We start from the raw sequence: 22,645 nt of genomic DNA, 5'->3' as shown, positions 1-22,645 counted from the left end.
CCCGGATCTCAAACGCGATGGAAGCGCAGTTGCTCGCGCAGTTTGTTATGGGCGCGGGTGAGCGGGGAATCAGATGTCTGCTGTCTGTATGCGCGCAATTGTCCGTACCCCGATTGCGCTTCCGCATCCAGTCGCTGCGCGAAGTCATCGCCTTGTATCTCGCTCAGCACCTTCGCTGCCGATTGCCGGATAGCGTCGCGCGACAAGATCTTGCCGCGGTTCTGCTGGATCCCGAACTGGCATGTAGGCGAACCTTGCTGCTCAATCACTTCAAGCAAACCAAGTCTCGCGGCATCCAGAATGGTTTCCCCCGTCTCGCCGGATGCGTACAGTTCCATCAGCGATGCCACCGGGTCGAAGCCGTGTTCGCAGAGGAATTGGAATGTCGTCTCGAAGAAGTCAATCAGGGCTGGAAACAGAAACTGTTCCTGGAATAGATCCAGTTCGGTTTCCTCCGCTACCGAGATATGCATCAATCCGGAACGCGTAAAGCCGACCGCTTTGGCGACTGCCAGAATCCTATCTCTGGCGCGGCCGGAACGATCCTGCACCACGTCGAAAAATGCAGGTGCGCCCCCGCCTTCGGTGAAATAGGTACGGATGGTTTTTCCGTACATGCGCGGGGCAAGCAGGGCAACGTCGATATTCTCTTGCGGAACAATCTTCCGATAGCGAATGGCATAGCCGTGCGCAAATACCACCATGTGCCCGGCATGGAGGTTGGGCGCAATATCGTTCTCGTAGACCGCCTTTTGCGCCTGATCGGGAATCAGGAACAGTACGATGCGTGACCGCTTGACGGCTTCGGCAATGGAGAAGACCTCAAAGCCATCCTCGCAGGCACGTCTGAAATTTTCGTCCTGAATATTCCCCACCACTACGTTGACGCCACTGTCACGCAGGTTGGCCGCAAATGCGGTTCCCTGGATTCCGTAGCCTAATACCGCAACTGTCTCGTTGGCCAGGTGAGCCACATTTGCGTCGTTGTCATAGAAAACGTTCGTCTTCATTTTTTCCTAAAGGTCAGGTTTGCACAATTCAGAGCGCGAGACGTCCCATCGCCGTCCGCAAATGGACAGCGCGCGCTCGTCGCAACAGGGTGGGAAAGGAACTGCTACTCTCTGTCAATCAACAGATATTCGGAAAATTGCCCTCTCAAACAATGATTCGAACTCATTGAAGAGGCATAACCTCCAGCGTTGAGAAAGGCGATTCTCTGGCCTTCTTCGCATCGGGGAAATGGAATACGTTCTGCCCATATATCAAGGGCCTCATTGATATTTCCGGCAATGGTGGTTTCGATCTTCTCTGTGCTCCCGGGCTGTTTGCATAGCACCGCTTCCTTGGGACGTTGATAGAAAGCAGGTTCGATAGCGAGATTGAAGCCTCCATTGACGCCGACGAACAAAGTATCCTGCTTGCGTTCGACGCTGGCGATTTCGAGCAACAGCAAGCCGCTGTCTTTTACGATGTAGTCACCAGGTTCGATCGCGACATGGTGGCTGCCGAAGTACTTCTGAACCAATCTTCCCCACGTTCGCAGATCAAGTTGTGCGTCGGTCTCGGTATGCGGCACGCCAAGCCCTCCGCCCAAATTGACCTGGTGCAGCTCGGGAATGCGTGCCGTGAACCACGTGGCAGCCTCAAAAATCTCTTCAAGCTGGTATAACTGATCGTTCAGATAGCCGCATCCGGTATGGAAGTGGATGCGATTGACTGCAAGCTCGCACTCTCGTGCGACATGCAGTGCCTCTTCGAAGTGTTCACGATATATGCCAAATTTCGTGGCTTTCTTCCCGCTGTATTGCAGTACGCTCAGGTTGTGATATCCAACCCCGCGCGCAGGATTGATGCGCAAGCCGATCGATCTTCCGGAACAACGCTTTCCAATCTTTCGGATGGCGCTGATGCTGTCACAATTAACAAGCACATCGGGCCACTGCGCCAACAGATCGGCATCCTGATCCGACATGGACGTTGCTGTATAAGAGATCTCTCGCTGGCTGAATCCGCACGATAGGGCAAGCTTTACTTCAGCAGGCGAACAGGCATCGATGCCGCATAATCCGGTTACCTTGAGATACGTCAGAAGCGGTGCGAAACGATTCGCCTTCATCGCGTAGTAGATGGTGTGGCGGACATCGTTGTAGTTCAGTGCGTCGTGAAGTGAAGTCAAATTCCTTTTGATTCGCGCGGCACTATAGAGATACAGGGGCGTCTCGAGGGCGTCTGCCAATGTCTCGACGTCCTTGTCACAGTAGGTCAATTTTCCCTTGCGATAACAGAGGTCTTCCCGCTGCCACCAATAAGACTGCGTCATCGTCATTTTCCTTGTTTATTGTTTTTGCTGCCAGGTACAGAAGTCGCCAGCGTTCTTTCCAAATTCTCAAGCGTCATGTTCGGCGCAAAGAACGTTGAAAGCGGCACATCGGCGTTGAAAGTCCGATTGAATCCGTTGCGGATCTGCACAAGGTCCAATGAATCCAAACCCAACGACGTCAAGTCGTCATGCGGAGACCAAGCGCTGACGAACCCCGAGAGAAACGTCCTGACATCACTTGTGGCTCCATCATGCGTTTCATTTGAACCCATGCTGCCTCTGGAACGTGTCGATGCCGCCGTCGTTTCATCCATCGATACATCGGCTTCGATTCGGCGAGAATCGTGTCGTCTCTCAACATCCGCTGGAATCCGCGACAGCATCGGATGTTGACGCCAAAGGGACTGCTCCCACCGCGTATTGCAAATGGTGAAGTGATGCCCGGGATGAGGAAGATCGTTGTGAAACGCGTTCAAAACGCGATCAAGGCCATCGAGCGCATCTTGCGTCTTCATCGGGATGTCTCCTTCGGCGAGCGACTTCGAAAACGCTTTGGTGCCTTGTTTCGACATGCCGGCTTCCGCCCACGGCCCCCAGTTGACTGTCAGGACGGGCAACGTTGCGTCTTGCCATATCGCCAAATGATCCAGAATCGCGTTAGCCGCACAATAATTGCTTTGCCCGGGGTAGCCGAATAACGAACTCGTGGACGAGAACGCCGTTATCCATTGCAGCGGCCACTTTCGCTCGACGGCCAGTTGCATCAAGTTGAAGATACTCGCCTTGGGCGCAACCACCTTCTCCAGACGCTCCGCACTCATATTGAGCGCCACCCCGTCGTCGAGCGAACCGGCAAGATGAAAGACACCGGCGACAGTACGGATCAACTGCAACTGTGAATTACGCCGCAAGGCGTCCGGGTCGCAAATATCAACCGGAATGACGGTCACGCCTCGCGGGTGAACCTGTGGATTTCGGCTGAGAAGAACGATTCGTTGAGGAGACACTTGTTTGACGTCGACCAGCCAGTCGATCAACGCCCCGCCTATCCCGCCAGTTCCGCCGGAGATGAGAAAAGCGCCCTCCCCTCGCGTCCAGCCTGGGAGTTGTGCTCCGGGATCGGCATACTGCAGGGGAAGAAGGCGCTGCCCATACACCGCGATGCCGTCTCGTTCGCGACGACACCACATGTCATTCTCGGCAGCGTGCTCGGATGTGGTCAGGCAAGAACGCACGATCTCGATTTGGCGTCCTTCATCCATAAGACCGGACACGGCCTGGTGGATCTCCGTCTCCAGGAACAGTCGCGCAAACCGCAGATCCGGATATTCATGAGAGATGGCCTTGGACGCACCGGCGATCAATGCTCCCTGTGCCGACGCAGGCATCACCAGCACGATTCTTCCTGTGGCATTGGCCTCGCTGCATTGCCGGGCCAGATCAATGAATGCCGCGCACTGGGCCGTTTCGAACGCAGACTCGAACACCTCTCGGCGTTCGACGACAATCCACAATCCATCGGATGTCGACATTGCTTCGAAATCGTCGGCATCAAGCGGAACTCTGGCGTCGGACAACCGAAGCACGCTTGAAACTTCATTGACGTTCGTGCCGGCGCCCTGGCTGGGAAGGCGCGTCCAAGCATTCGTAAAGATCGATGCGCGCTCCGTACGGGTGCCTGCTTGGCTTTGGCATGTCGATGGGGGCGCCGGCGGATATGCCAGCGGGATCAGCGATTCGACAATGTGTAGGAAGATTTCACCGCCGCAATTGAGCATGAAATCATGCCCGCCAGTGTACCGATGCGCTGATCCGGTATCCGCTCCCACAAGGCGATACCATGCCTGGATCGACAACGGGTCAAATGACCTGTCGACATCTCCGTAATGAACATGGATTCCATTGATCCGGATCTTACTGTTTTCTGCCGCATCATCCCGCCAATGCTTTTTTATTCTTGAAGCAGCTCGCGCATCGCCATTCAAATCGCCTTTCAATAGCGGCAGGAAATACTCTTCCCACTCGCGGCTTTTTCGCACTTCCGGCGGAGCGACTATGAATTCTTCGATATTCATCTCTGCTGGATGATCGTCGTCGGCCAGGCCATCGATGTTGACGGCGTCGCGACCGACGACGTGCAGGTTCATTATTTGTCCCCGCAGTAACGCGTCGCGCAGTGGTCCGAATGCGAGTTCCGTTGCAAGCAATGCGCCGTAACTCATGCCACATAGGGAGAGCGCTTTACCCTGAGCATCGAGGATAATCGCCTTGCCGATCTCGGCAAGTTCGAGTGCATCTTCCTTATCGCTCGCATTCACGCGCTCGCCGCCACGCCCATTGCGCCCAGGCAGTTCGACGGCCACGACGTCCAGCCACGATGGCGCGAGCCGGGCCCATTTCTCGAAGTTGCGGGACGAGCCGCCTGCAAATGGGAAGCAGTACAACACGACGCTCGCATCGGCTTTATTTTCGACGCCATAACGGACTAGCCGCATTGATGCAGCCTGGTCAGATCGCCATGCGCCTACGTGTCGCTGATTTGGCATTTCCCTGTAGGGCGGCTCCTGCTTGATATCCACGTAGATGGAATTTTCGGGATTCAGCCAGAAACTGGTCTTGTCGAAGCAATAGGCAGGCAGAGGAATTCTTTGCAGCGGCGCGCCTGTCCGCGTTACCTCGTGCTTGTGATACGCATTCCAATCGATGGAGATGCCCGCAGCCCAGCATCGGCCGAGCGCATCTGTAAAGACCTGTCCATCATCCGCATCGTCCACCGAAGCGCCGCGAATGAATGAGATCAATTGCGGCCGGTACTCCAGATCAGAAGCTGCCGCATTGTTTTCCCGTAACGCGCGCCGACTTTTTTCCACCAGGTTGCAGAGCGTATTCCCTGGCCCGATCTCCAGGATGGCATCAGGCTTCCATTGCAGCAGCGATGCGGCGTTATCGACCCATTTGACCGTTCCTGCCATGTGCTCGCCCCAATACGTGGGCCGCAACATGTCCTCATCGAACCAGCCGCCGGATACATTGGATGTCATCGGAATGACGGGCATGTTCATCGTGATCGAACGCATACACGCGTTAATGGCGTCGGCAACCGGGCGCATCAGGCCGCTGTGAAACGCATGCGTGACATGCAACCGAGCGCATCGGATGGATTGCTCCCTCAACGCGTGGTGGAGCGATTCAATGGCCGCTAGCGAACCGGAGAATACCGTCGTGTCTGGCGCATTGCATACACCGATCCAGACATCCGCCCGATCGGTTATCAGCGCGCGCGCCACCTCTTCGGACAGATTCGCGCTGAGCATCGCTCCCGGGCCTTCATTGGTGTTCTCCACAATTTCCTCGGTCGCCGCAGACCGCACCGCGACCAGCTTGATTGCGTCCGAAAGTGTCAGCACTCCAGCGATGACTGCAGCAACATATTCACCGATTGAATGACCTGCAACCGCAGTCGGCTGGATGCCGAATCCCATGAGCGCTTGGGCAAGCGCATACTCCAATGCGAACAGGCCCGGCTGGATGACCGTCGGCCGATTGAACAGTTCGAGCTCGTTTGAAAACACCGCTTCGCGTGGATTGAAGCCCAGTAGCGGCAAGAACAAGTCACAAACTTTGTCGAACTGCTGACGAAAGACTGGCAGATCGGGACTGAGATATAGCCCTCTGGCCATCGCCGGATACTGACTTCCCTGCCCGCTGAAACAAAAGACAACGCTGGCATTCGTTGATGTCGTTTTCGGCAAGAGTTGTTCTGTTTGGGAGAGACGGCCGATCAAGTCTTGCAACTGTTCTGCCGCATGCATCCCGTCCCTGGCCAAAGCCGTTGCCCGGTAAGGAAATACCTCTCTGCCTACATGCAGCGTATAGGCCGCATTCCCCGCGTCGATTTCTTCTTTCTGTTGGGTCAGGTATCCCCGCAACTGCCGGACGTTTTCCAGCAAGGCGCTTCTCGTCTTTGCCGAGAGCGTCAGCAAATGCCATTGCCGCTGGAAGCTTTCGGTTGTCTCGCTATTACCGCCGGCTGGTTCTGCAGGACGCGTGACAGTCCATTCTTCCAGTACGGCGTGCGCATTTGTTCCCCCGATGCCAAAGCTTGAGACGCCGGCACGACGAGGGAATTGGAGGTCAGGATTCGCGACATTCCACGTTCCAGTACCCTGATGCACAAAGAAAGGCGTGCTCCCCCCTACGTAAGGATGAAGCTTGGGGTTGAGTGTTTCAAAGTGCACTGTGGGAACAAGCGTCCGATGCTTCAGCATCAGAGCGGTCTTGATCAGGCCGGTGATGCCGGCGGCGCAGTTCGCATGACCGATATTGCCCTTGACACTTCCAATCGCAATGGACTGCGCATAATTCGCACTCTCACCTTGGGCGAGCGAATACGCCTCAGTCAATCCCTGCAACTCGATCGCATCGCCGACGTGCGTGGCCGTCGCGTGGCACTCTACGTAGGACATTTGTTCTGCGCGTACGCCGGCCATGTTCATCGCTGTCGTAATGCAGTTCCGTTGGGCGACCGCATTCGGCGCGGTATAGCCGGCCTTTTGCCTGCCGTCGTTGGTCACGCCAACACCCGTCAATAGCGCCCATATGGTATCGCCGTCGGCTTCCGCATCCTCTCGTCGTTTCAGGACCACAGCACCGATCCCGTCGCCGAAGAGAGTGCCGCTTGCGCCGTCGTCGAGCGGGCGGACTCTGCCGTCCTTGCTGCCGACCAGACCGTCTGTATAGCAATAGCCGAAGTTCGGAAATGTAAGACTGGCGCCGCCGGCAATCGCCATATCGCACTGGCCGGTCAGTATCGACTGGGCAGCCTGGGCGACTGCAACCAGTGCGCTGCTGCACGCACTCGTTACCGTCATGGCGGGGCCGCCAAGATCGAGCTGATACGCCACGCGCGTTGCAATGTAGTCTTTCTCATTGCCGATTTCGGTGAGCATCAGCCGCCCGGGATCGAGCGGCGTCTTGAGGCCGCCGCCGTTTAGATGGTGAACCAGGTATCCGTCAATTCCACACGCCGCAAATACGCCAATACGCTGCCTGTATTGATTGCTGCGCGGGGCGTAACCGGCATGTTCCATCGCAGTCCAGGCCGTCTCCAGGAAGACACGTTGCTGGGGATCCATCAATGTGGCTTCGTGCGCACCGATTCCCCAGAAATAGGCATCGAACTTGTCGGCGTCGTCGACCACCTGCCCTACCGGGACCCACTGCGGGTGATCGAGTACCTCGTCGGGGACGCCTCTCGATGCGAGCTCGTCCCTGCTGAACGTGCGCAGACTGTCTCGTCCTGACGTGAGGTTCTGCCAGAATTCGTCGATATTCTTTGCACCGGGTAGGCGGCACGCCATCCCTACGATGGCAAGCTGTCCGGACGGCGCTGTATCACGCTGTCTGTCCAGGCTCGGCGACTCGGGCAGGGAAATCCCCTTCTCCCGCTTTCCCCCGCCGCAAAACTCGATCAATCCAGCCAAGGTGCTGTGCTGGTAGAGATCGATGACGTTGACTTTCAGGCCGTAGCGCGTTGACAGTTCCCCTGCAAGTGCGGCAGCAAGCAATGAGTTGCCGCCCACGTCAAAGAAGTTATCTTGTAATGACGCATCTTCGGAATTCAGGATCTGCTTCCACGTGTTGATCACCGTACGGTCGATTTTTCCGATTGCGTCGAAGTGATCTCCGCGCGTTCCAACGGGAGCGGCCCTGACGATTCCAGGCTTCGGCAATGCATGAATATCGAGTTTCCTGGACTCGCCTTTGCGTAACGGTAATTCATCCAAGCCGACCCAGTACGCCGGTACCGCATAGTGCGGAAGAAGCGCCTTGACCTCGTTGCGCATCGCTGAGAGCGCATCATCGCTTGGTTTGCCGTTGGTCCCGACGACGTACGCAACCAAACCAATCGATTGTCTGCTCGCGTCATCCTTCACGGGAAGGACTGCACATGTCTTGACGCTCTCGAGTTGCGCGATGCCGTGTTCTACCTGATGCAAGGAGACTTTGAAGCCGCGCAGCTTTACGGTGGCATCGGCGCGCCCCAATAGTTCAACCTGTCCATCACGATGGATTCGTCCACGATCTCCCGTAAAGTACATGACGGGAGCGGTTTCGCCGCTACGCGTCGATGCGAGGCGGGCTGGAATGGAGATGAAACGTTCTCTGGTCTTGTCGTCATCGTTGAGATAGCCCGCCGCAACGCCGGGCCCGGCAACGTAGACATAGCCCGCCACCCCCTGCGGCACCGGATGCAGCGCATCGTCCAGAACATACAAATCGACGCCCGGGATGACTTTGCCGGCCAGACCGAGCAGGGAGCCGGGATAGGCAAGAGCGGGGCGGCGACCGGCAGGCGGACCACTCAACAGATTGGCATAGGAGACGTCGAGGCATTCCCACGTGCTGTACATATTGACCAGTTCAACGGAACCGGGTAACGCCTCTGCCGCTTTCTCCACCAGGTGGCGATGCACGACCTCACCCGTAAGAAACCAGTACTTGAGGCTACTCAGGCGCTCGCCCAGGGTTCGCCCTGTCGATGGATGCTGAACCGTCTGCTCAAGCAGGGAGGGCGTGGTGATCAGTCGAGTAATCCGATGTTCGTCCAGATAGCGAATCAATCGCGGCGGATCGAAGATCACATCGTCGGGAATCACGTACAGAGGAATGCCCTGCAGAAGCGGTCGCAAACATTCCCACGCAAAAAAAACATTGACAGCTTCCCGCTCATTGTCGAGATACGGATATAGGGAGAAGCGCGCTTCGAAGCAGAACGCGCATCCGCGATGGGTCGTAAGAACAGCCTTGGGTTTTCCTGTAGAACCACTGGTCATGGAAACCATTGCCACATCACTTGGCAAGCGGTCCGCGGCGACGAGCGGAGGCAGAGAGCCGGCAGTTTGCTCGAGCTCATCGAGTCCATTGGAAGAGAAGATGAAGTGTTGGACGCCCTCGCTTTCCAGGCTTTGTTCAAATACGGCGGCCAGGATTGGATCAGTAACGATGATCGCGATTGACGAGGCTTCGACAAACTCTTCCAGGAACGCCGGCGACCAGTTTGTCTCCAACAAGGCGACTGCTCCGCCTGCCTTGAGAATCGCCAGCATTGCAATCGCATAGCTCGCGCAATGTGGCAGGAGAATGCCCGTGATGTCGCCAGCCCGAAGTCCTGACTGCTGTAGAGCGCGCGCCAGCAAATCGGCCCGCTCGCCGACCTCGCGGTAGGTGAGCACCGTATCGCCATCGACGATTGCGACGCTGTCGGGATTCTTTTTCACCTGCGCATCGAACATTTCATGCACCAATGCGCCAGCGGATCCGGATGCTTCTGCATGCGAATGTTTCCCTTGTTGGGTGCGGATGACGGACAAGGGAAATTCATCGAGCAATTGCTCCAGGGTCTCCTGGATGTCGCGCAACACCTCGGCCTGATGCGTGATTGAATAAAAATGTCCGCCGTCGAACATGCGGGTGCGACACTTGCTTCGCGTCTGCGCATCTGTCGCCAATTCATGCCATGCGCTCAGCTCTTCATGCGCAACGCTGTCATCCGAGGAGCCTCCGTAGACCACCAGCGGCAGCGGGATTTCCGCTGCCACAGGGTCGAAGTGATACGTTTCGTCGAGAGTCAAGTCGGCGCGCAATGCGGGAAGCATGACCTTGACGAGATCCGGATCAGCAAGGAGCGCCTCCTCCAGGAAACCCCAGCGTTTCGCGGCGTCGAGAAATGCAGCGTCAGATAGTTGATGCGTGGCTGGAATTCGCGCCTGCCTTGCGGATTGCAACTGGGGAGCGCCATGCGCCGATACAAATAGACAGGCAGGCGGAGGCAACTTCCGCCGGAGCAGCTCCCTGACGACTTCATAGGCAAACAAGGCGCCGAAACTATGGCCGAACAAGCTGAATGGCGTACCGTCGAGATACGGTTCGATCGCATTCGCTGCTTGCGTTACCAGTTTCTTCCATTCGGCAATCGCGGGCAGATGCAATGTTGAACCTCGTCCGGGAAGCGATATGGCCATGACTTCCACCGTTGCGGGGAGCTGCGGTGCCCAATCCCGGTACGCGGTCGCGCTGCCTCCCGCATGAGAGAAGACAAACAAGCGGATTGATACGTCATCCCGCGGGGAGAAGTTGACAATCTTGACGGATTGATCCGATTCCGAATTAGTCATGGATATAGAAATTGTTGGGAGAGTCGGATCGGCCGACGGCCGTCTCGCTCCGAAATCCGGTTGAACTTCGCACTAGTGTTTGATGGCGACGTGGCGTACTACGGTGTAATCCTCCAGCGCATACACGGACAAGTCCTTGCCATAACCGGACATCCTGACTCCCCCGTGCGGCATCTCATTCGCGTAGAGGAAGTAGCCGTTAATCCAGGTGACGCCGTACTGCAGTTGCGCGGCGAATTGCATGGCGCGGCCGGTGTCCCGCGTCCAGACTGAAGAGGCAAGTCCGTAATTCGAGGCATTCACCCAGTCGAGCACTTGTTCAGCAGTACCGAAGCGTGAAACGGATACCACCGGACCGAAGACTTCTTCCTGGATAACCTCGTCGCTTTCCCGTGCGTGCGCAATGACGGTCGGGGCATAGAAAAATCCCGGGCCTTCCGCGAAGGCGCCACCGACAGCCACCTTGAGATGGCTGGTGCTCCGCGCTCGCTGGACATAGCCGTGAATACGTTCTCTGTGCAATTTCGAAATGACTGGTCCGAGCTCGGTACTGCTGTCGAGAGGGGAACCGATACGCAGCGTGCCGACGGCATCGATCAACGACTGGAGGAAGGCATCGTAGACGTTCTCATGCGCGTAGATGCGGCATGCGGCGGTGCAATCCTGCCCTGCGTTGTAGAACCCATATGCCCGGACAGCGGCAACAGCCGCACCAATATCGGCATCATCGAATACGATTACAGGCGCTTTACCGCCGAGTTCGAGATGTGTTTGGATGATGTTGGCGCTGGCAGCACGCAAGACGCTTTGGCCGCTGGCGATTGATCCCGTAAGAGAGACTTTTTTAATGCGAGGATGTTGCACGAGCTGGCTTCCGACGCCGCCCCCGGTGCCTGCAACGATGTTCAATACACCAGGCGGCAGGAGCTCCGCAAAAGCGTCGACAAGTGCGAGCACACTTAGCGGCGTATATTCGGAAGGCTTGAAGACAACCGTATTCCCGGCCGCGATGGCAGGCGCGATCTTCCAGACGGCCATCATCAACGGGTAATTCCAGGGGGAGATCTGTGCGATGACGCCGATGGGATCCCGGCGGATCATGCTCGTTGTGCCAGGAATGTATTCGCCTGTCGCCAGTCCAGTCATGCACCGACTTGCTCCCGCAAAATAGCGAAAGCAGTCGGATATCGCAGGCATTTCGTCCTGCATTACCAGGTGCAATGGCTTTCCCGTGTTGAGCGATTCGATCCGCGCCAATTCCTCCCGGCGCAAATCGACGACGTCAGCCAGGGTGAGCAATACTTTTGCTCGTTCTTGTACCGTGCTCCCCCGCCATTCTCGAAACGCGCGGTCCGCCGCTGCAACTGCCTTTTCCAGCTGCAACCCGGATGCTGACGCTACGCTTGTGATGACTTCGCCGGTTGCAGGGTTGACAACCTCGACGTGACGCCCCTCCCCGGTTTCTGCAACACCATTGATAAGCAGTTTTGTATTCATTTGTGTGGGAGGACAGACCCTGTGATGAATTCGGGAAATCGTTCTTCGCAACAGTCGAGCGATTAGCAGAAAGACAACACAGACTAAGTTCTACCACTTCAGCCTTCAATATAGGATTTCCGACATTGACAAATACTTAATATTAATAATGAAACAACGCCCGCTTCCATGTCGTTCAAATGGGCATGCAAACGTTCGTAGGTCGATGCCGGGTTCGGCACCGACACGCAGAAGTGAGCAACTGCGACGGCGAGCCAGGAGTCTGGGAAAGAGGTTGCCCACCAATTTTGCAGAGACTGCTCAGGAGTTCAATGCGGCCTGTCCGGCTGCGATGGCGACGAGATTTCTTCCAGCGTCCGGTCCACCTGCGCCGAATGTTTCGTCGCCAGGTCCCCGAGCGACACGATGCCGATCAGCTCCTTCGTATCGTGATCCACGACCGGCACGCGCCTGATCTGAGTGTCGCCCATCTGCTGCATCACTTCATCGACCGTCTGGTCATCAAAGCACCAGTGGACCGAACCGCTCATGACGTCCTCGACGTGGGCCGTATCCGGTGACTGCCCTGCGGCGACGCCACGCACGGTAATGTCCCGATCCGTCACCATGCCCACCAGTTTCTGGCCGTCGCACACCGGCAAGGCCCCCACGTTCAGTTCATCCATCATCTGCGCCGCGCGGCGAATGGTTTCCTGTGGCGACACGCTCATCACGTCACGCGTCATGACATCGGAAATTCTCTGCATCTTGCTCTCCTTTATGGTCAATTGTTTTGTCTATGCTTGAGTGTCGATCTGCCAACCAAGTTCCGTCCCCACCGGAACTATCAGCACCCAGCGTGGCCGAAATGGAATAGGCAGAGGAGCAGCCATGTCGACACGTCCTATCATCTCGGCACTCAGGCAGGATGCGCAGGTCCTCGACGCGGACGGCAGCATTGACCGAATCGTCCGCCACATCGGCGACGCATCCATCGTCCTGCTGGGAGAGGCCACCCACGGCACCCACGAGTTCTATCGGATTCGCGCGGAAATCATCAAGCGCTTGATATCGGAGAAAGGCTTTGACGCGATTGCCGTTGAAGCCGACTGGCCGGACGCGTTGCGCGCCAGCCGCTTCATCCAGGCAAGTCCGACGGCGACCGAGACGACCGCGGACAGCGCGCTTGGCGGATTCGAACGCTTCCCGCAATGGATGTGGCGCAACACCGATATCGTCGAGTTGTTGAGCTGGCTACGCATGCACAACATGCAGTGCGCCGATGAACAGGACAAGGTCGGCTTCTTCGGCTTGGACCTCTACAGCCTGCGCGGCTCCATGGACGCAGTGGTCCGCTACCTTTCACAGGTCGATGCGGAAGCCGCCCGACGGGCGCGCTCGCGGTACGCCTGCTTCGACCATCTTGCTGACGACCCGCAGCGCTACGGTTATGCGGCGAGCTTTGGCATGCGCAAGGATTGCGAGGATGAAGTGATCCGCCAGCTGGTGGAAATGACGACCGATGCCCAGCGACTCATTGAAGCCAGCGACCATGGCAGTGAGGACGAGCTCTTCTTTGCACAGCAGAATGCGCGCGTGGCACAAAATGCAGAGGCGTATTACCGCGCCATGTTCCAAGGCAGAAACGAGTCCTGGAACCTGCGCGACCGGCACATGGCGGAAACGCTGGAGGCCTTGCGCGGGCATATCATCGAGAAGAAGGGGCGGCGTCCGAAGCTCGTGGTGTGGGCGCACAACTCCCATCTCGGCGATGCGCGCGCCACCGAAATGGGCGAACACGGCCAGCTCAACCTGGGTCAACTGGTACGCGAGCACTACGGAGAAAAGGAATCGTTCCTGCTCGGTTTCACCACGCATACGGGCACGGTAACTGCGGCATCTGACTGGGACGCGCCGGCAGAAACAAAGACAGTTCGCCCGTCCCACCCCGACAGCTACGAACGCATATTCCATGATGCCGAACTGGCGCGTTTTATCGTTCCCTTGCGCGACAATCCGCGACTCCATGACCTCTTCGTCGAACAGCGACTTGAGCGTGCCATCGGCGTGGTCTACCTTCCCGAATCCGAGCGAGTCAGCCACTACTTCCATGCAAGCCTGTCGCGGCAGTTTGATGCGGTCATTCATATCGACGAAACCCGGGCAGTGCGACCGCTCGAACGCGCCGTCGACCATCATGATGGGGAAGTCCCGGAGACTTACCCGTCCGGAATGTGACACGCAAAAAAAAGGGTTACGCGAACGTAACCCTAAACTGCTGGGGAACAACAACGGTTTGCCCGTCTTGCGACGTAGGGCGGAGCGTTTTTCTTTTCATTCGCTCCGCCGGCAATTCCTTTCAACGCAACAGGCGCCCATCCTTGCCGATCACGGTAATCTCGACGAAACGCGAGCCGACGCGGCTGGTCGGCGAGAAATGCAGGGTGAAGCCGCCGACGTCATAGGCGTTAAGCGACTCCAGCGCCTTCACCACCTTTTCCCTGCTCGGGTTGGGCCCTGCCCTGCGCAAACCTTCCACCAGCACCTTCGCGCCCACGAATTCTTCGAAGCTGGTGTACGACATCTCCATGCCCGGTGCATACTTCTTCATCGCCTGCTGGTACTCCTTCACGATCGACGTCATTGGCGAATACGGATACGGCATGACCTGCGCAATGCCAATGCCACGCGCATTCTCGGGGCCGATCATGCGCACGATTTCCTTCGGATTTACGACGGAAATATTCACTAGCTGCGCGACTGTCGACACCGAGCGGATCTGCTTGCTAAATGCGGCCGTGCTCTTGTTCACCGAGATCATGACCACTGCCTGCGGATTTGCCTTGGCGATCGCCTGCACCGCATCAGCGACGTTATCGGTGTTCTTCTCGTAGGCACCCGTGCCGACGAGCTCGAGCCCGCGCTTCTTCAACGCCGCCTCCACCCCGGCGAGCCCTGCCTTGCCGAAGGGATCGTCCTGGTACATCACGCCGATGCGCTTCATGTTAAGCGCCACCAACTGGTTGACGATGCCTTCCGCTTCGTCCGCATACCCCGCGCGGATGTGGAAGATGTACGGGTTGAACGGCGACCGCAGGATTTCGCCGCCAGTGTACGGTGCCACCAGCGCGATGCCTGCCTTTTCCAGCACCTTCTGCTTGAGCAGCTCGCCGACGTTGCCCGTGCCGGCAAAACCGATCAGCGCCACCGCGCCGTCTTTCTCGATCACTTCCTGGGTGAGACGGACGGTCTCATCCACCTTGTAGCCGTCGTCCTTGACGACATGGGCGATCTTCTTGCCATGCACCCCGCCCTTGTCGTTGACCGAGTCGAAGTACACCTTGACGCCCAGCACCATGTCCTTTCCGGTATCCGCGAGGACGCCGGACAGGGGGGCCACTTGCCCGATGACGATGTCATCAGCCGCCATGGTGCCGATGGCGAAAGATGCTCCCAAACATCCTGCTGCCAACCTCAACCAGGCAAGTGGTTTCATGGTGTTATCCCTCCACGGTTTTCATCACGGGAGCCGGGCTTGCGACAGGCGCCGGCTTACGCTTTTTTTTGGCGAATTCCACCAACTCTCCGACGATGCCGCGACGGAAAGCCAGCACGCAGACGATGAAGATGAAACCGGTCACGATGGTTACCGATTCGCCAAGGGTGCGGAACCATTCGATGCCCGAGATCGAGGCGATCAGCTCGCCGAGTTCACCGAGCTTGTTTTCCAGCGCGATGATCACGATGGCACCGACGATAGGACCAGCCAGCGTGCCGAGGCCGCCCACAAGCGTCATCAGCACGACCAGGCCGGACATGCTCCAGTGCACGTCGGTCAGCGTTTCAAAGCCGAGCACGACAGTCTTGGTGGCACCGGCAAGGCCGGCGAGCGCGCCGGACAGCACGAAGGCCAGCAGCTTGTACTTGTCGGTGTCGTAGCCGAGGGAGATGGCGCGCGGCTCGTTTTCCTTCACCGCCTTCAGCACCTGGCCGAAGGGCGAATGCACGGTGCGCACGATCAGGGCAAAACCGCCAATGCAGATGCCCAGCACGACGTAGTACAGCGTCATGTCGCTGGCCAGGTCGATCATGCCGAGCAGCTTGCCGCGCGGCACACCTTGCAGGCCGTCCTCGCCGCCGGTGAACGGCGCTTGCAGGAAGACGAAGAACAGCATCTGCGCCAGCGCCAGCGTGATCATGGTGAAGTAGATGCCCTGGCGGCGAATCGCCAGGCCGCCCATCACCAGGCCGATGACGGCGGCGACGGCAACACCTGCGATCAGGCCCAGTTCAAACGGCCAGCCCATCACCTTGATCGTATGGCCCGCGATGTACCCTGCCCCGCCAAAGAACGCGGCATGGCCGAAGGACAGCAGTCCGGTGAAACCGATCAGCAGGTTGAATGCGCACGCAAACAAGGCAAAGCACAACACCTTCATCAGGAACACCGGATAAACCACAAACGGTGCCACCAGTGCCGCTGCAAGTGCAATGGCGTATCCGACTTTCTTATTCATCCTATTGCTCCTTTTATTTCTCTTTGCCGAACAGGCCGGCCGGACGCAGCATCAGCACGATGGCCATGATGATGAACACCACGGTGGCCGACAGCTCCGGATAGAACACGCGGGTCAGGCCCTCGATCACGCCCAGGCCCAGGCCGGTGATGATCGAACCCATGATCGAGCCCATGCCGCCGATCACCACCACCGCGAACACGACGATGATCAGGTTGGAACCCATCAGCGGCGACACCTGGATCACCGGTGCGGCGAGCACGCCGGCAAACGCCGCGAGCGCCACGCCGAAGCCGTAGGTCATCGTCACCATCAGCGGGACATTGATGCCGAAGGCTTCCACCAGCTTCGGATTTTCCGTGCCGGCGCGCAGGTAAGCGCCCAGCTTGGTCTTTTCGATCACGAACCAGGTGGCAAGGCAGACGATGATGGAGGCGACAACGACCCATGCACGGTAGTTCGGCAGGATCATGAAGCCGAGGTTGGTCGCACCCATCAGCGCATCGGGCACCGAGTACGGCTGGCCGGACACGCCATAGAAGGAGCGGAACAGGCCTTCCAGCATCAGCGTGATACCGAAGGTCAGCAGCAGGCCGTACAGGTGGTCGAGCTTGTACAGCCAGCGCAGCATGGTTTTTTCAATGACGATGCCGAAGATGCCGACCAGGATCGGTGCGGCGATCAGCATCACCCAGTAATTGAGGCCGATATAGTTCAAGCCCATCCAGGCCAGGAACGCGCCCATCATGTACAACGCGCCGTGAGCGAAGTTGATGACGTTGAGCAGGCCGAAGATGACCGCGAGGCCGAGCGACAGCATCGCGTAGAACGACCCGTTCACGAGGCCAAGCAAGAGCTGGCTCAACATTGCTTGCAGAGGAATGCCAAAGATTTCCATAACACTTTGCAGTTAAACGCCACAGCGCGTGCGGCTTGGGTAGCGGGAGCTTTCCAGGTGGAGCGGACTTGTCCGCTCCACCTCACTCATAAGAGTGGCTTGCGGGGCTGCGCAAGGGAGCCAAGGTCGGGTCGAGGAGCGGACGCGTACGTGAGTACGCAGAGCACCGCAGACCCGAGATTGGCCGCTTGCGCTGGCCCGAAAGCCGCTCTACTTCCAGAGGGAGCACTTCGATTCGGCCTTCGTCGCGTAGGCCTGGTCGCCCGGGATGGTCTGCGCCACCTTGTAGTAGTCCCACGGATACTTGGACTCGCCCGGCTTCTTCACTTCCATCAGGTACATGTCGTGCACCATACGGCCGTCGGGGCGGATCACGCCGTTCTTGGCGAACATGTCGTTGATCTTGGTCTTCTTCAGCTGCGCCATCACCTTGTCGCCGTCATCCGATCCGGTTGCCTTCACCGCGTTCAGGTACTGGTAGGTGACCGAGTAGTCGGCCGCGTGCAGCATGGTCGGCATGCGCTTGATCTTGTCGAAGAACTTCTTCGACCATGCGCGGCTGTCGGCATTCTGGTCCCAGTACCAGCCGTCGGTCAGGTACATGCCCTGGGTCAGGTTCAGGCCGAGCGAGTGGATGTCGGTGATGAACATGAGCAGGCCGGCCAGCTTCATGGACTTCTGGACACCGAACTCGTTGGCCGCCTTGATCGCGTTGATCGTGTCGCCGCCGGCGTTGGCCAGGCCGAGGATCTGCGCCTTGGAGGATTGTGCCTGCAGCAGGAAGGACGAGAAGTCCGAAGCGGACAGCGGATGCTTGACCGCGCCCTTGACGTTGCCGCCGCTGGCCTTGACCACGTCGGCAGTATCCTTCTCGAGCGATGCGCCGAACGCATAGTCAGCGGTCAGGAAGTACCAGTCCTTGCCGCCCTGCTTCACGATGGCGCCGCCGGTGCCGCGTGCCAGCGCGATGGTGTCGTAGGCGTAGTGCACGGTGTACGGGGTGCAGTCTTCATTGGTCAGGCGGGCGGTGCCTGCACCGACCGAGAAGAACACCTTCTTCTTTTCCGCAGCGACCTTGGCCATGGCCAGGTTGGCGCCGGAGTTGGTGCCGCCGATCAGCATGTCGACGCCCTGCTGGTCGAACCATTCGCGTGCCTTGGATGCAGCGATGTCGGCCTTGTTCTGGTGGTCGGCGACGAGGAACTCGACCTTCTTGCCGTTGATCGCGCCGCCGAGGTCGGCGATCGCCATCTTGACGGCTTCAGCGCCTGCCGGGCCGTCGACGTCGGCGTACACGCCGGACATGTCAGTGATCAGGCCGATCTTGATGACGTCACCCGAGATCTGGGCCTGGGCCGTACCGGCGATGCCGGCGAACGCTGCTGCGACGGCGAGAGTCATCACTTTTGCTTTGATTTCCATCTTTGCTCCTCTGTTTTAGGTAGTGTTACTTCGTTCTCTCTCAGACACCCAGCAGTTCGTTCAGAACAGGCATCTTCGACTCCAGCTCGGATGCAGCAAAGGTCTCGACGATCTGACCATGCTCCATCACGTAAAACCGATCCGCCAGCGGTGCGGCGAAGCGGAAATTCTGTTCCACCATCACGATGGTGTAGCCCTTGGCCTTGAGCATCGTGATCATGCGGGCCAGTGCCTGCACGATGACGGGCGCGAGGCCTTCGGAAATTTCATCGAGCAGCAGCAGCTTGGCGCCGGTGCGCAGGATGCGCGCGACGGCCAGCATCTGCTGTTCGCCGCCGGACAGGCGCGTGCCCTGGCTGGACTTGCGTTCGGCAAGGTTGGGGAACATCTCGTAGATTTCCTCGACCGACATGCCCTTGTTGGATTTCGACACCAGGGGCGGCAGCATGAGGTTTTCTTCGGTCGACAGCGACGAGAAGATGCCGCGCTCTTCCGGGCAGTAACCGATGCCGAGGTGCGCCACCTTGTGGGTGGTCATGCCGATCGACTCGGTGCCGTTGACCTTGATCGATCCGCTGCGCGTGCCGGTCAAGCCCATGATCGCGCGCAGGGTCGTCGTGCGGCCGGCGCCGTTACGGCCCAGCAGCGTGACGACTTCGCCCGGTTTCACTTCCAGGTTGACGTCGTGCAGGATGTGCGACTCGCCGTACCAGGCCTTGAGGTTCCTGATTTCAAGTGCCGGTGTTGCCATCAATGCGCTCCTTCCAGTTCGCCGGAGGTGGTGCCCATGTAGGCTTCCATCACCTGCGGGTTTCTCGAGACTTCTTCGTAGGTTCCTTCCGCCAGCAGCGACCCGCGCTGCAGGACCGAAATCTTGTCGCAGATGCCGGAGACCACGCTCATGTTGTGTTCCACCATGAGGATAGTGCGGCCCGCGGAGACCTTCTTGATCAGTTCGGTGACGCGATGCACGTCTTCGTGGCCCATGCCCTGGGTCGGCTCGTCGAGCAGCATCAGCTCTGGGTCCATCGCCAGCGTCGTGGCGATTTCGAGTGCGCGCTTCCGACCGTACGGCAGGTCCACCGTCATCGTGTTGGCAAAGCTTTCCAGGTCCACTTCCGCCAACAGCTCGATGGCACGGCGGTTCAGCGAATTCAGCGTCTGCTCGCTCTTCCAGAAATGGAAAGACGTGCCGAGCGCGCGCTGCAGGCCGATGCGCACGTTCTCCAGCACGGTCAGGTGCGGGAACACCGCGGAAATCTGGAACGAGCGAATCACGCCGCGATGCGCGATCTGTTCCGGCTTCAGTGCGGTGATGTCGTTGCCGTTGTACAGGATCGAGCCCGACGTCGGCGTCAGGAATTTCGTCAGCAGGTTGAAGAACGTCGTCTTCCCTGCCCCGTTGGGGCCGATCAGCGCATGGATCGAACCACGCTTGACCTTGAAGTTGACGTCGTTCACCGCGATGAATCCCTTGAAACCTTTGGTCAGGTTTCGCGTTTCAAGTATGACTTCGCTTGTCATCCAATTTCTCCAGTGATGCTGCTTTGCTTGGTGCACCTGCGCTTGCGCGCAAGTGCGGTAATGCGTCTATCCGGCACTACCCCTCCACCGCGCGCGACCGGGGTTCGTCGGTTGTCGCGCGCGGCTGGGGTTCGATCAGTCCGCCACCGTCAAAGTGTTGTTGGCGAACGTAATGGCATTGCCCGCTGCCGGCGTCGCGGCAATCGCCGGCACGTTGGCCGCAGTGATCGCCGGTGCTGCGCCTGCCACGCCGCCACGCGGTGTGGTGCGAACCACCTGGCTGCCCGGCAGAGCCGTGCTGTTGTTCAGGTGGGACCACATCAGGTCAAGCGCCTGGTTGAGGTAATAGTGCAGCGGCACCAGCGCCGTGTCGTAGCCCGGGATGGACCCGAGGAAGGCATCGAAGTGATTGGCATTGGTGACTTCGATATAACGTGCGTTGGCTGCGGCATTGTTCACGTTCATCTTGCCGAAGTAGGCGCGGGCAGCCTGGTTAACCTGCATCAGCGTATCGCTGCGACCGGTCACGATGATGGTCGGGCGGCTGCCGACGTTGCCGTTCGCCTGGGCTTCTGCCACGCCTTGCTGCATGCGTTGGGACTTGGCCAGCATGTCACCGGTCAATGCAGCGCCGGTAACGGCATCGGTACCCGTTGCAAGTGAACGCAGGCACAAGGCAGAGTCGAGCGCCATGTCGGCGAGGCCTGTCGACGGCGACACCGCGAGGCGATCCAGCTTCGGCCCGCCGACCGCATCGTTGTAGACGATGTTGATGCCGGAACTCGGCGGGATGCCGTTGCCTGTGCCGAATAGCAGGTTCTGCGTCGCCGGTTGCGCTATTACGTTGCCGCTAGCATCCGTGTTGGCGAAGCTCAAGCCGCACAGGTTATCGGTGACGCTGAAGCGGCCGTATGCATAGGCATAGGTTGTTGCCACCGCTGGTACTGCGAAGCGGTAGTGCGTCAGGTGCAGGATGTCGGTGTCAGGCTCGTAACCATACGCCCGCATCTTTGCGAGCGCATCTGCCGCACGCTCCGCGGTCGTCGTACCGGTTATCAGGTTCTTGTTCGCCAGGCCAGTGCAACGTGCCTCCATGTTCGCAACCGGCAAGGACGCGGCAAATGCACTGTTGCTGACAGCGAGCGCCGCGCATGGCTGGTAGACGTTGGCAAAGGTAATGTAATCGATCATCGGCTTGCCGATCGTCGAGACCGTCGTCGATCCGCGGCGAATGCTCAGGGCCGGCGTTGCCTTCGGCTGAACCTGCGGTTCGGCGACAACGACCGCGTCGATCAAGCCTTCGGTATCCTGCTCGGCGGCCAGCAACGCTGCGCCTGCGCCGTTGGAGACGCTGGATGCGATCACGAGGGTGTTGGACGGAACGATGGAACGCAGCTTGGTGGCGCTGTTACCTACAGCGGAACCATGCAGGTCGTTTAACACGTAGAACGCGAACTCGACTGCCTGCAGCGTGTTCTTGCCCCAGTCCTTGTCCGGGTTCTGCTGGGAGTGCGCGTGCTTGTAGGCGACGCGGTTCGGGAAGAGCGCGTTGTAAGCGGTGCGCGCTGCATCGGTAATGTTGGCCTTGAACAGTGCGAGCGTGCCTGCAGCAGCGGCATCTGCCGTCGTGCCGTCGATCAGGGCAACCTTGTTGGTCTGCAGGTCATGGAAGCCGTTGCCGCTGCCCTTGTCGGTGTACGCGACTGCGCAGCCGCGCTTGAGGCCCCATTCGCCGGAGGTGCCGATTGCACCGTAAATACCGCGAGATCCGGACGACGTCGCCGTGACGATGCAAGGCTTGGACGGATTGAAGGTGTCGGGCACCTGCACCATCATCGTCACGTTCTGTGCGCCGCTGCCGTCGTCCGCATAGGCGATGTATTCCTTGCCTGCGATCTTGCCGGTGGCCGACGCGGTGGTGCCGGCAATGGCGACGGTCGGGCCGTAGAGCGTGCCGAACCCGCCGTTGGCCGTCGTGTCGACCAGCGCGCGGTAGTTCTGATGAATCGCGAGACGGCGCAGCTCGGCTGCGGTCGGCGTGGCGCTGACCGCCGGAAGTGTTGCGCTTGCGATGCCGGCGGCCCCTAGTCCGGCGGTCAGCAGGTCGTCGCTGTTGCCGTCATAGGTCTTGCTGGAGATGCTCCCCTTGAGGAAGCTCGGGGATACGTTTGCCGCGCCGAGGGCCGTGGAGGAACCTCCGTCGCCGCCACCGCCGCATGCGGCCAGCACACCCGTCATCACTGCTGTCAAACCGATCGTCCTGCGTGTTGCCATGTTGTCTCGCTCCTTGAAGTTATTCCGGCTGTCTCTG

The 22,645-nt window shown here is 58.8% G+C and carries 13 protein-coding genes; 1 reads left to right on the top strand and 12 read right to left on the bottom strand.

The annotated features are described in order from the left end of the window. Positions 1–8 precede the first annotated feature (8 nt). The 5 genes from ilvC to ACNOHI_RS08665 all read right to left on the bottom strand — a co-directional run bounded on the left by ilvC (position 9) and on the right by ACNOHI_RS08665 (position 12,740). Positions 9–1,010 (bottom strand): ketol-acid reductoisomerase, encoded by a 1,002-nt coding sequence (ilvC, locus tag ACNOHI_RS08685; RefSeq protein WP_420474264.1) that lies wholly within the window; start codon positions 1,008–1,010, stop codon positions 9–11. Between the two features lie 104 nt (positions 1,011–1,114). After that, entirely contained in the window at positions 1,115–2,320 is a 1,206-nt protein-coding gene (locus ACNOHI_RS08680) for a diaminopimelate decarboxylase (protein WP_420474263.1), read from the bottom strand. Between the two features lie 2 nt (positions 2,321–2,322). Then, a complete protein-coding gene (locus ACNOHI_RS08675) occupies positions 2,323–10,497 on the bottom strand; it encodes an alpha/beta fold hydrolase (RefSeq protein WP_420474262.1) in 8,175 nt (2,724 codons plus the stop codon). A gap of 72 nt (positions 10,498–10,569) precedes the next feature. Continuing rightward, the gene (locus ACNOHI_RS08670; protein WP_420474359.1) at positions 10,570–11,982 is read right to left on the bottom strand and encodes a gamma-aminobutyraldehyde dehydrogenase; all 1,413 of its coding nucleotides are present in this window, start codon (positions 11,980–11,982) and stop codon (positions 10,570–10,572) included. Between the two features lie 320 nt (positions 11,983–12,302). Continuing rightward, a complete protein-coding gene (locus ACNOHI_RS08665) occupies positions 12,303–12,740 on the bottom strand; it encodes a CBS domain-containing protein (protein ID WP_420474261.1) in 438 nt (145 codons plus the stop codon). Between the two features lie 124 nt (positions 12,741–12,864). On the opposite strand from ACNOHI_RS08665, the gene ACNOHI_RS08660 reads away from it, so the two are divergent. Then, positions 12,865–14,211, top strand: coding sequence for an erythromycin esterase family protein (locus tag ACNOHI_RS08660; protein WP_420474260.1), 1,347 nt, complete (start codon positions 12,865–12,867; stop codon positions 14,209–14,211). Positions 14,212–14,332: 121 nt separating this feature from the next. On the opposite strand, the gene ACNOHI_RS08655 is transcribed toward ACNOHI_RS08660, so the two are convergent. The 7 genes from ACNOHI_RS08655 to ACNOHI_RS08625 all read right to left on the bottom strand — a co-directional run bounded on the left by ACNOHI_RS08655 (position 14,333) and on the right by ACNOHI_RS08625 (position 22,608). Continuing rightward, on the bottom strand, positions 14,333–15,430 hold the full coding sequence (locus ACNOHI_RS08655; RefSeq protein WP_420474259.1) for an ABC transporter substrate-binding protein: 1,098 nt from the start codon (positions 15,428–15,430) through the stop codon (positions 14,333–14,335). A 43-nt stretch (positions 15,431–15,473) separates the two neighbouring features. Further along, entirely contained in the window at positions 15,474–16,490 is a 1,017-nt protein-coding gene (locus tag ACNOHI_RS08650; protein ID WP_420474258.1) for a branched-chain amino acid ABC transporter permease, read from the bottom strand. Positions 16,491–16,503: 13 nt separating this feature from the next. Next, positions 16,504–17,388, bottom strand: coding sequence for a branched-chain amino acid ABC transporter permease (locus tag ACNOHI_RS08645; RefSeq protein ID WP_420474257.1), 885 nt, complete (start codon positions 17,386–17,388; stop codon positions 16,504–16,506). A gap of 210 nt (positions 17,389–17,598) precedes the next feature. Then, complete coding sequence (locus ACNOHI_RS08640) at positions 17,599–18,810, bottom strand: ABC transporter substrate-binding protein (protein WP_420474256.1); 1,212 nt, start codon at positions 18,808–18,810, stop codon at positions 17,599–17,601. A gap of 40 nt (positions 18,811–18,850) precedes the next feature. Next, positions 18,851–19,561, bottom strand: coding sequence for an ABC transporter ATP-binding protein (locus ACNOHI_RS08635; RefSeq protein ID WP_420474255.1), 711 nt, complete (start codon positions 19,559–19,561; stop codon positions 18,851–18,853). Then, on the bottom strand, positions 19,561–20,334 hold the full coding sequence (locus ACNOHI_RS08630) for an ABC transporter ATP-binding protein (protein ID WP_420474254.1): 774 nt from the start codon (positions 20,332–20,334) through the stop codon (positions 19,561–19,563). Before ACNOHI_RS08630 ends, ACNOHI_RS08635 begins: the two co-directional genes overlap by 1 nt. A gap of 135 nt (positions 20,335–20,469) precedes the next feature. Further along, positions 20,470–22,608 (bottom strand): 3-hydroxybutyrate oligomer hydrolase family protein, encoded by a 2,139-nt coding sequence (locus tag ACNOHI_RS08625; RefSeq protein ID WP_420474253.1) that lies wholly within the window; start codon positions 22,606–22,608, stop codon positions 20,470–20,472. Positions 22,609–22,645 lie beyond the last annotated feature (37 nt).

The sequence above is a fragment of the Noviherbaspirillum sp. ST9 genome (assembly GCF_048799745.1).
GTDB lineage: Bacteria > Pseudomonadota > Gammaproteobacteria > Burkholderiales > Burkholderiaceae_D > Noviherbaspirillum.
Note: the sequence above shows the minus strand (reverse complement) of the source record. Positions and strands in the feature narration are given on the sequence as shown.

Bases quoted from the DNA above. Each gene is read 5' to 3' on its own strand.
- ACNOHI_RS08660 (WP_420474260.1), top strand. From the start codon at position 12,865: ATGTCGACACGTCCTATCATCTCGGCACTCAGGCAGGATGCGCAGGTC.
- ACNOHI_RS08625 (WP_420474253.1), bottom strand. From the start codon at position 22,608: ATGGCAACACGCAGGACGATCGGTTTGACAGCAGTGATGACGGGTGTG.
- ACNOHI_RS08645 (WP_420474257.1), bottom strand. From the start codon at position 17,388: ATGGAAATCTTTGGCATTCCTCTGCAAGCAATGTTGAGCCAGCTCTTG.
- ACNOHI_RS08635 (WP_420474255.1), bottom strand. From the start codon at position 19,561: ATGGCAACACCGGCACTTGAAATCAGGAACCTCAAGGCCTGGTACGGC.
- ACNOHI_RS08680 (WP_420474263.1), bottom strand. From the start codon at position 2,320: ATGACGCAGTCTTATTGGTGGCAGCGGGAAGACCTCTGTTATCGCAAG.
- ACNOHI_RS08665 (WP_420474261.1), bottom strand. From the start codon at position 12,740: ATGCAGAGAATTTCCGATGTCATGACGCGTGACGTGATGAGCGTGTCG.
- ACNOHI_RS08650 (WP_420474258.1), bottom strand. From the start codon at position 16,490: ATGAATAAGAAAGTCGGATACGCCATTGCACTTGCAGCGGCACTGGTG.
- ilvC (WP_420474264.1), bottom strand. From the start codon at position 1,010: ATGAAGACGAACGTTTTCTATGACAACGACGCAAATGTGGCTCACCTG.
- ACNOHI_RS08640 (WP_420474256.1), bottom strand. From the start codon at position 18,810: ATGGAAATCAAAGCAAAAGTGATGACTCTCGCCGTCGCAGCAGCGTTC.
- ACNOHI_RS08675 (WP_420474262.1), bottom strand. From the start codon at position 10,497: ATGACTAATTCGGAATCGGATCAATCCGTCAAGATTGTCAACTTCTCC.
- ACNOHI_RS08630 (WP_420474254.1), bottom strand. From the start codon at position 20,334: ATGACAAGCGAAGTCATACTTGAAACGCGAAACCTGACCAAAGGTTTC.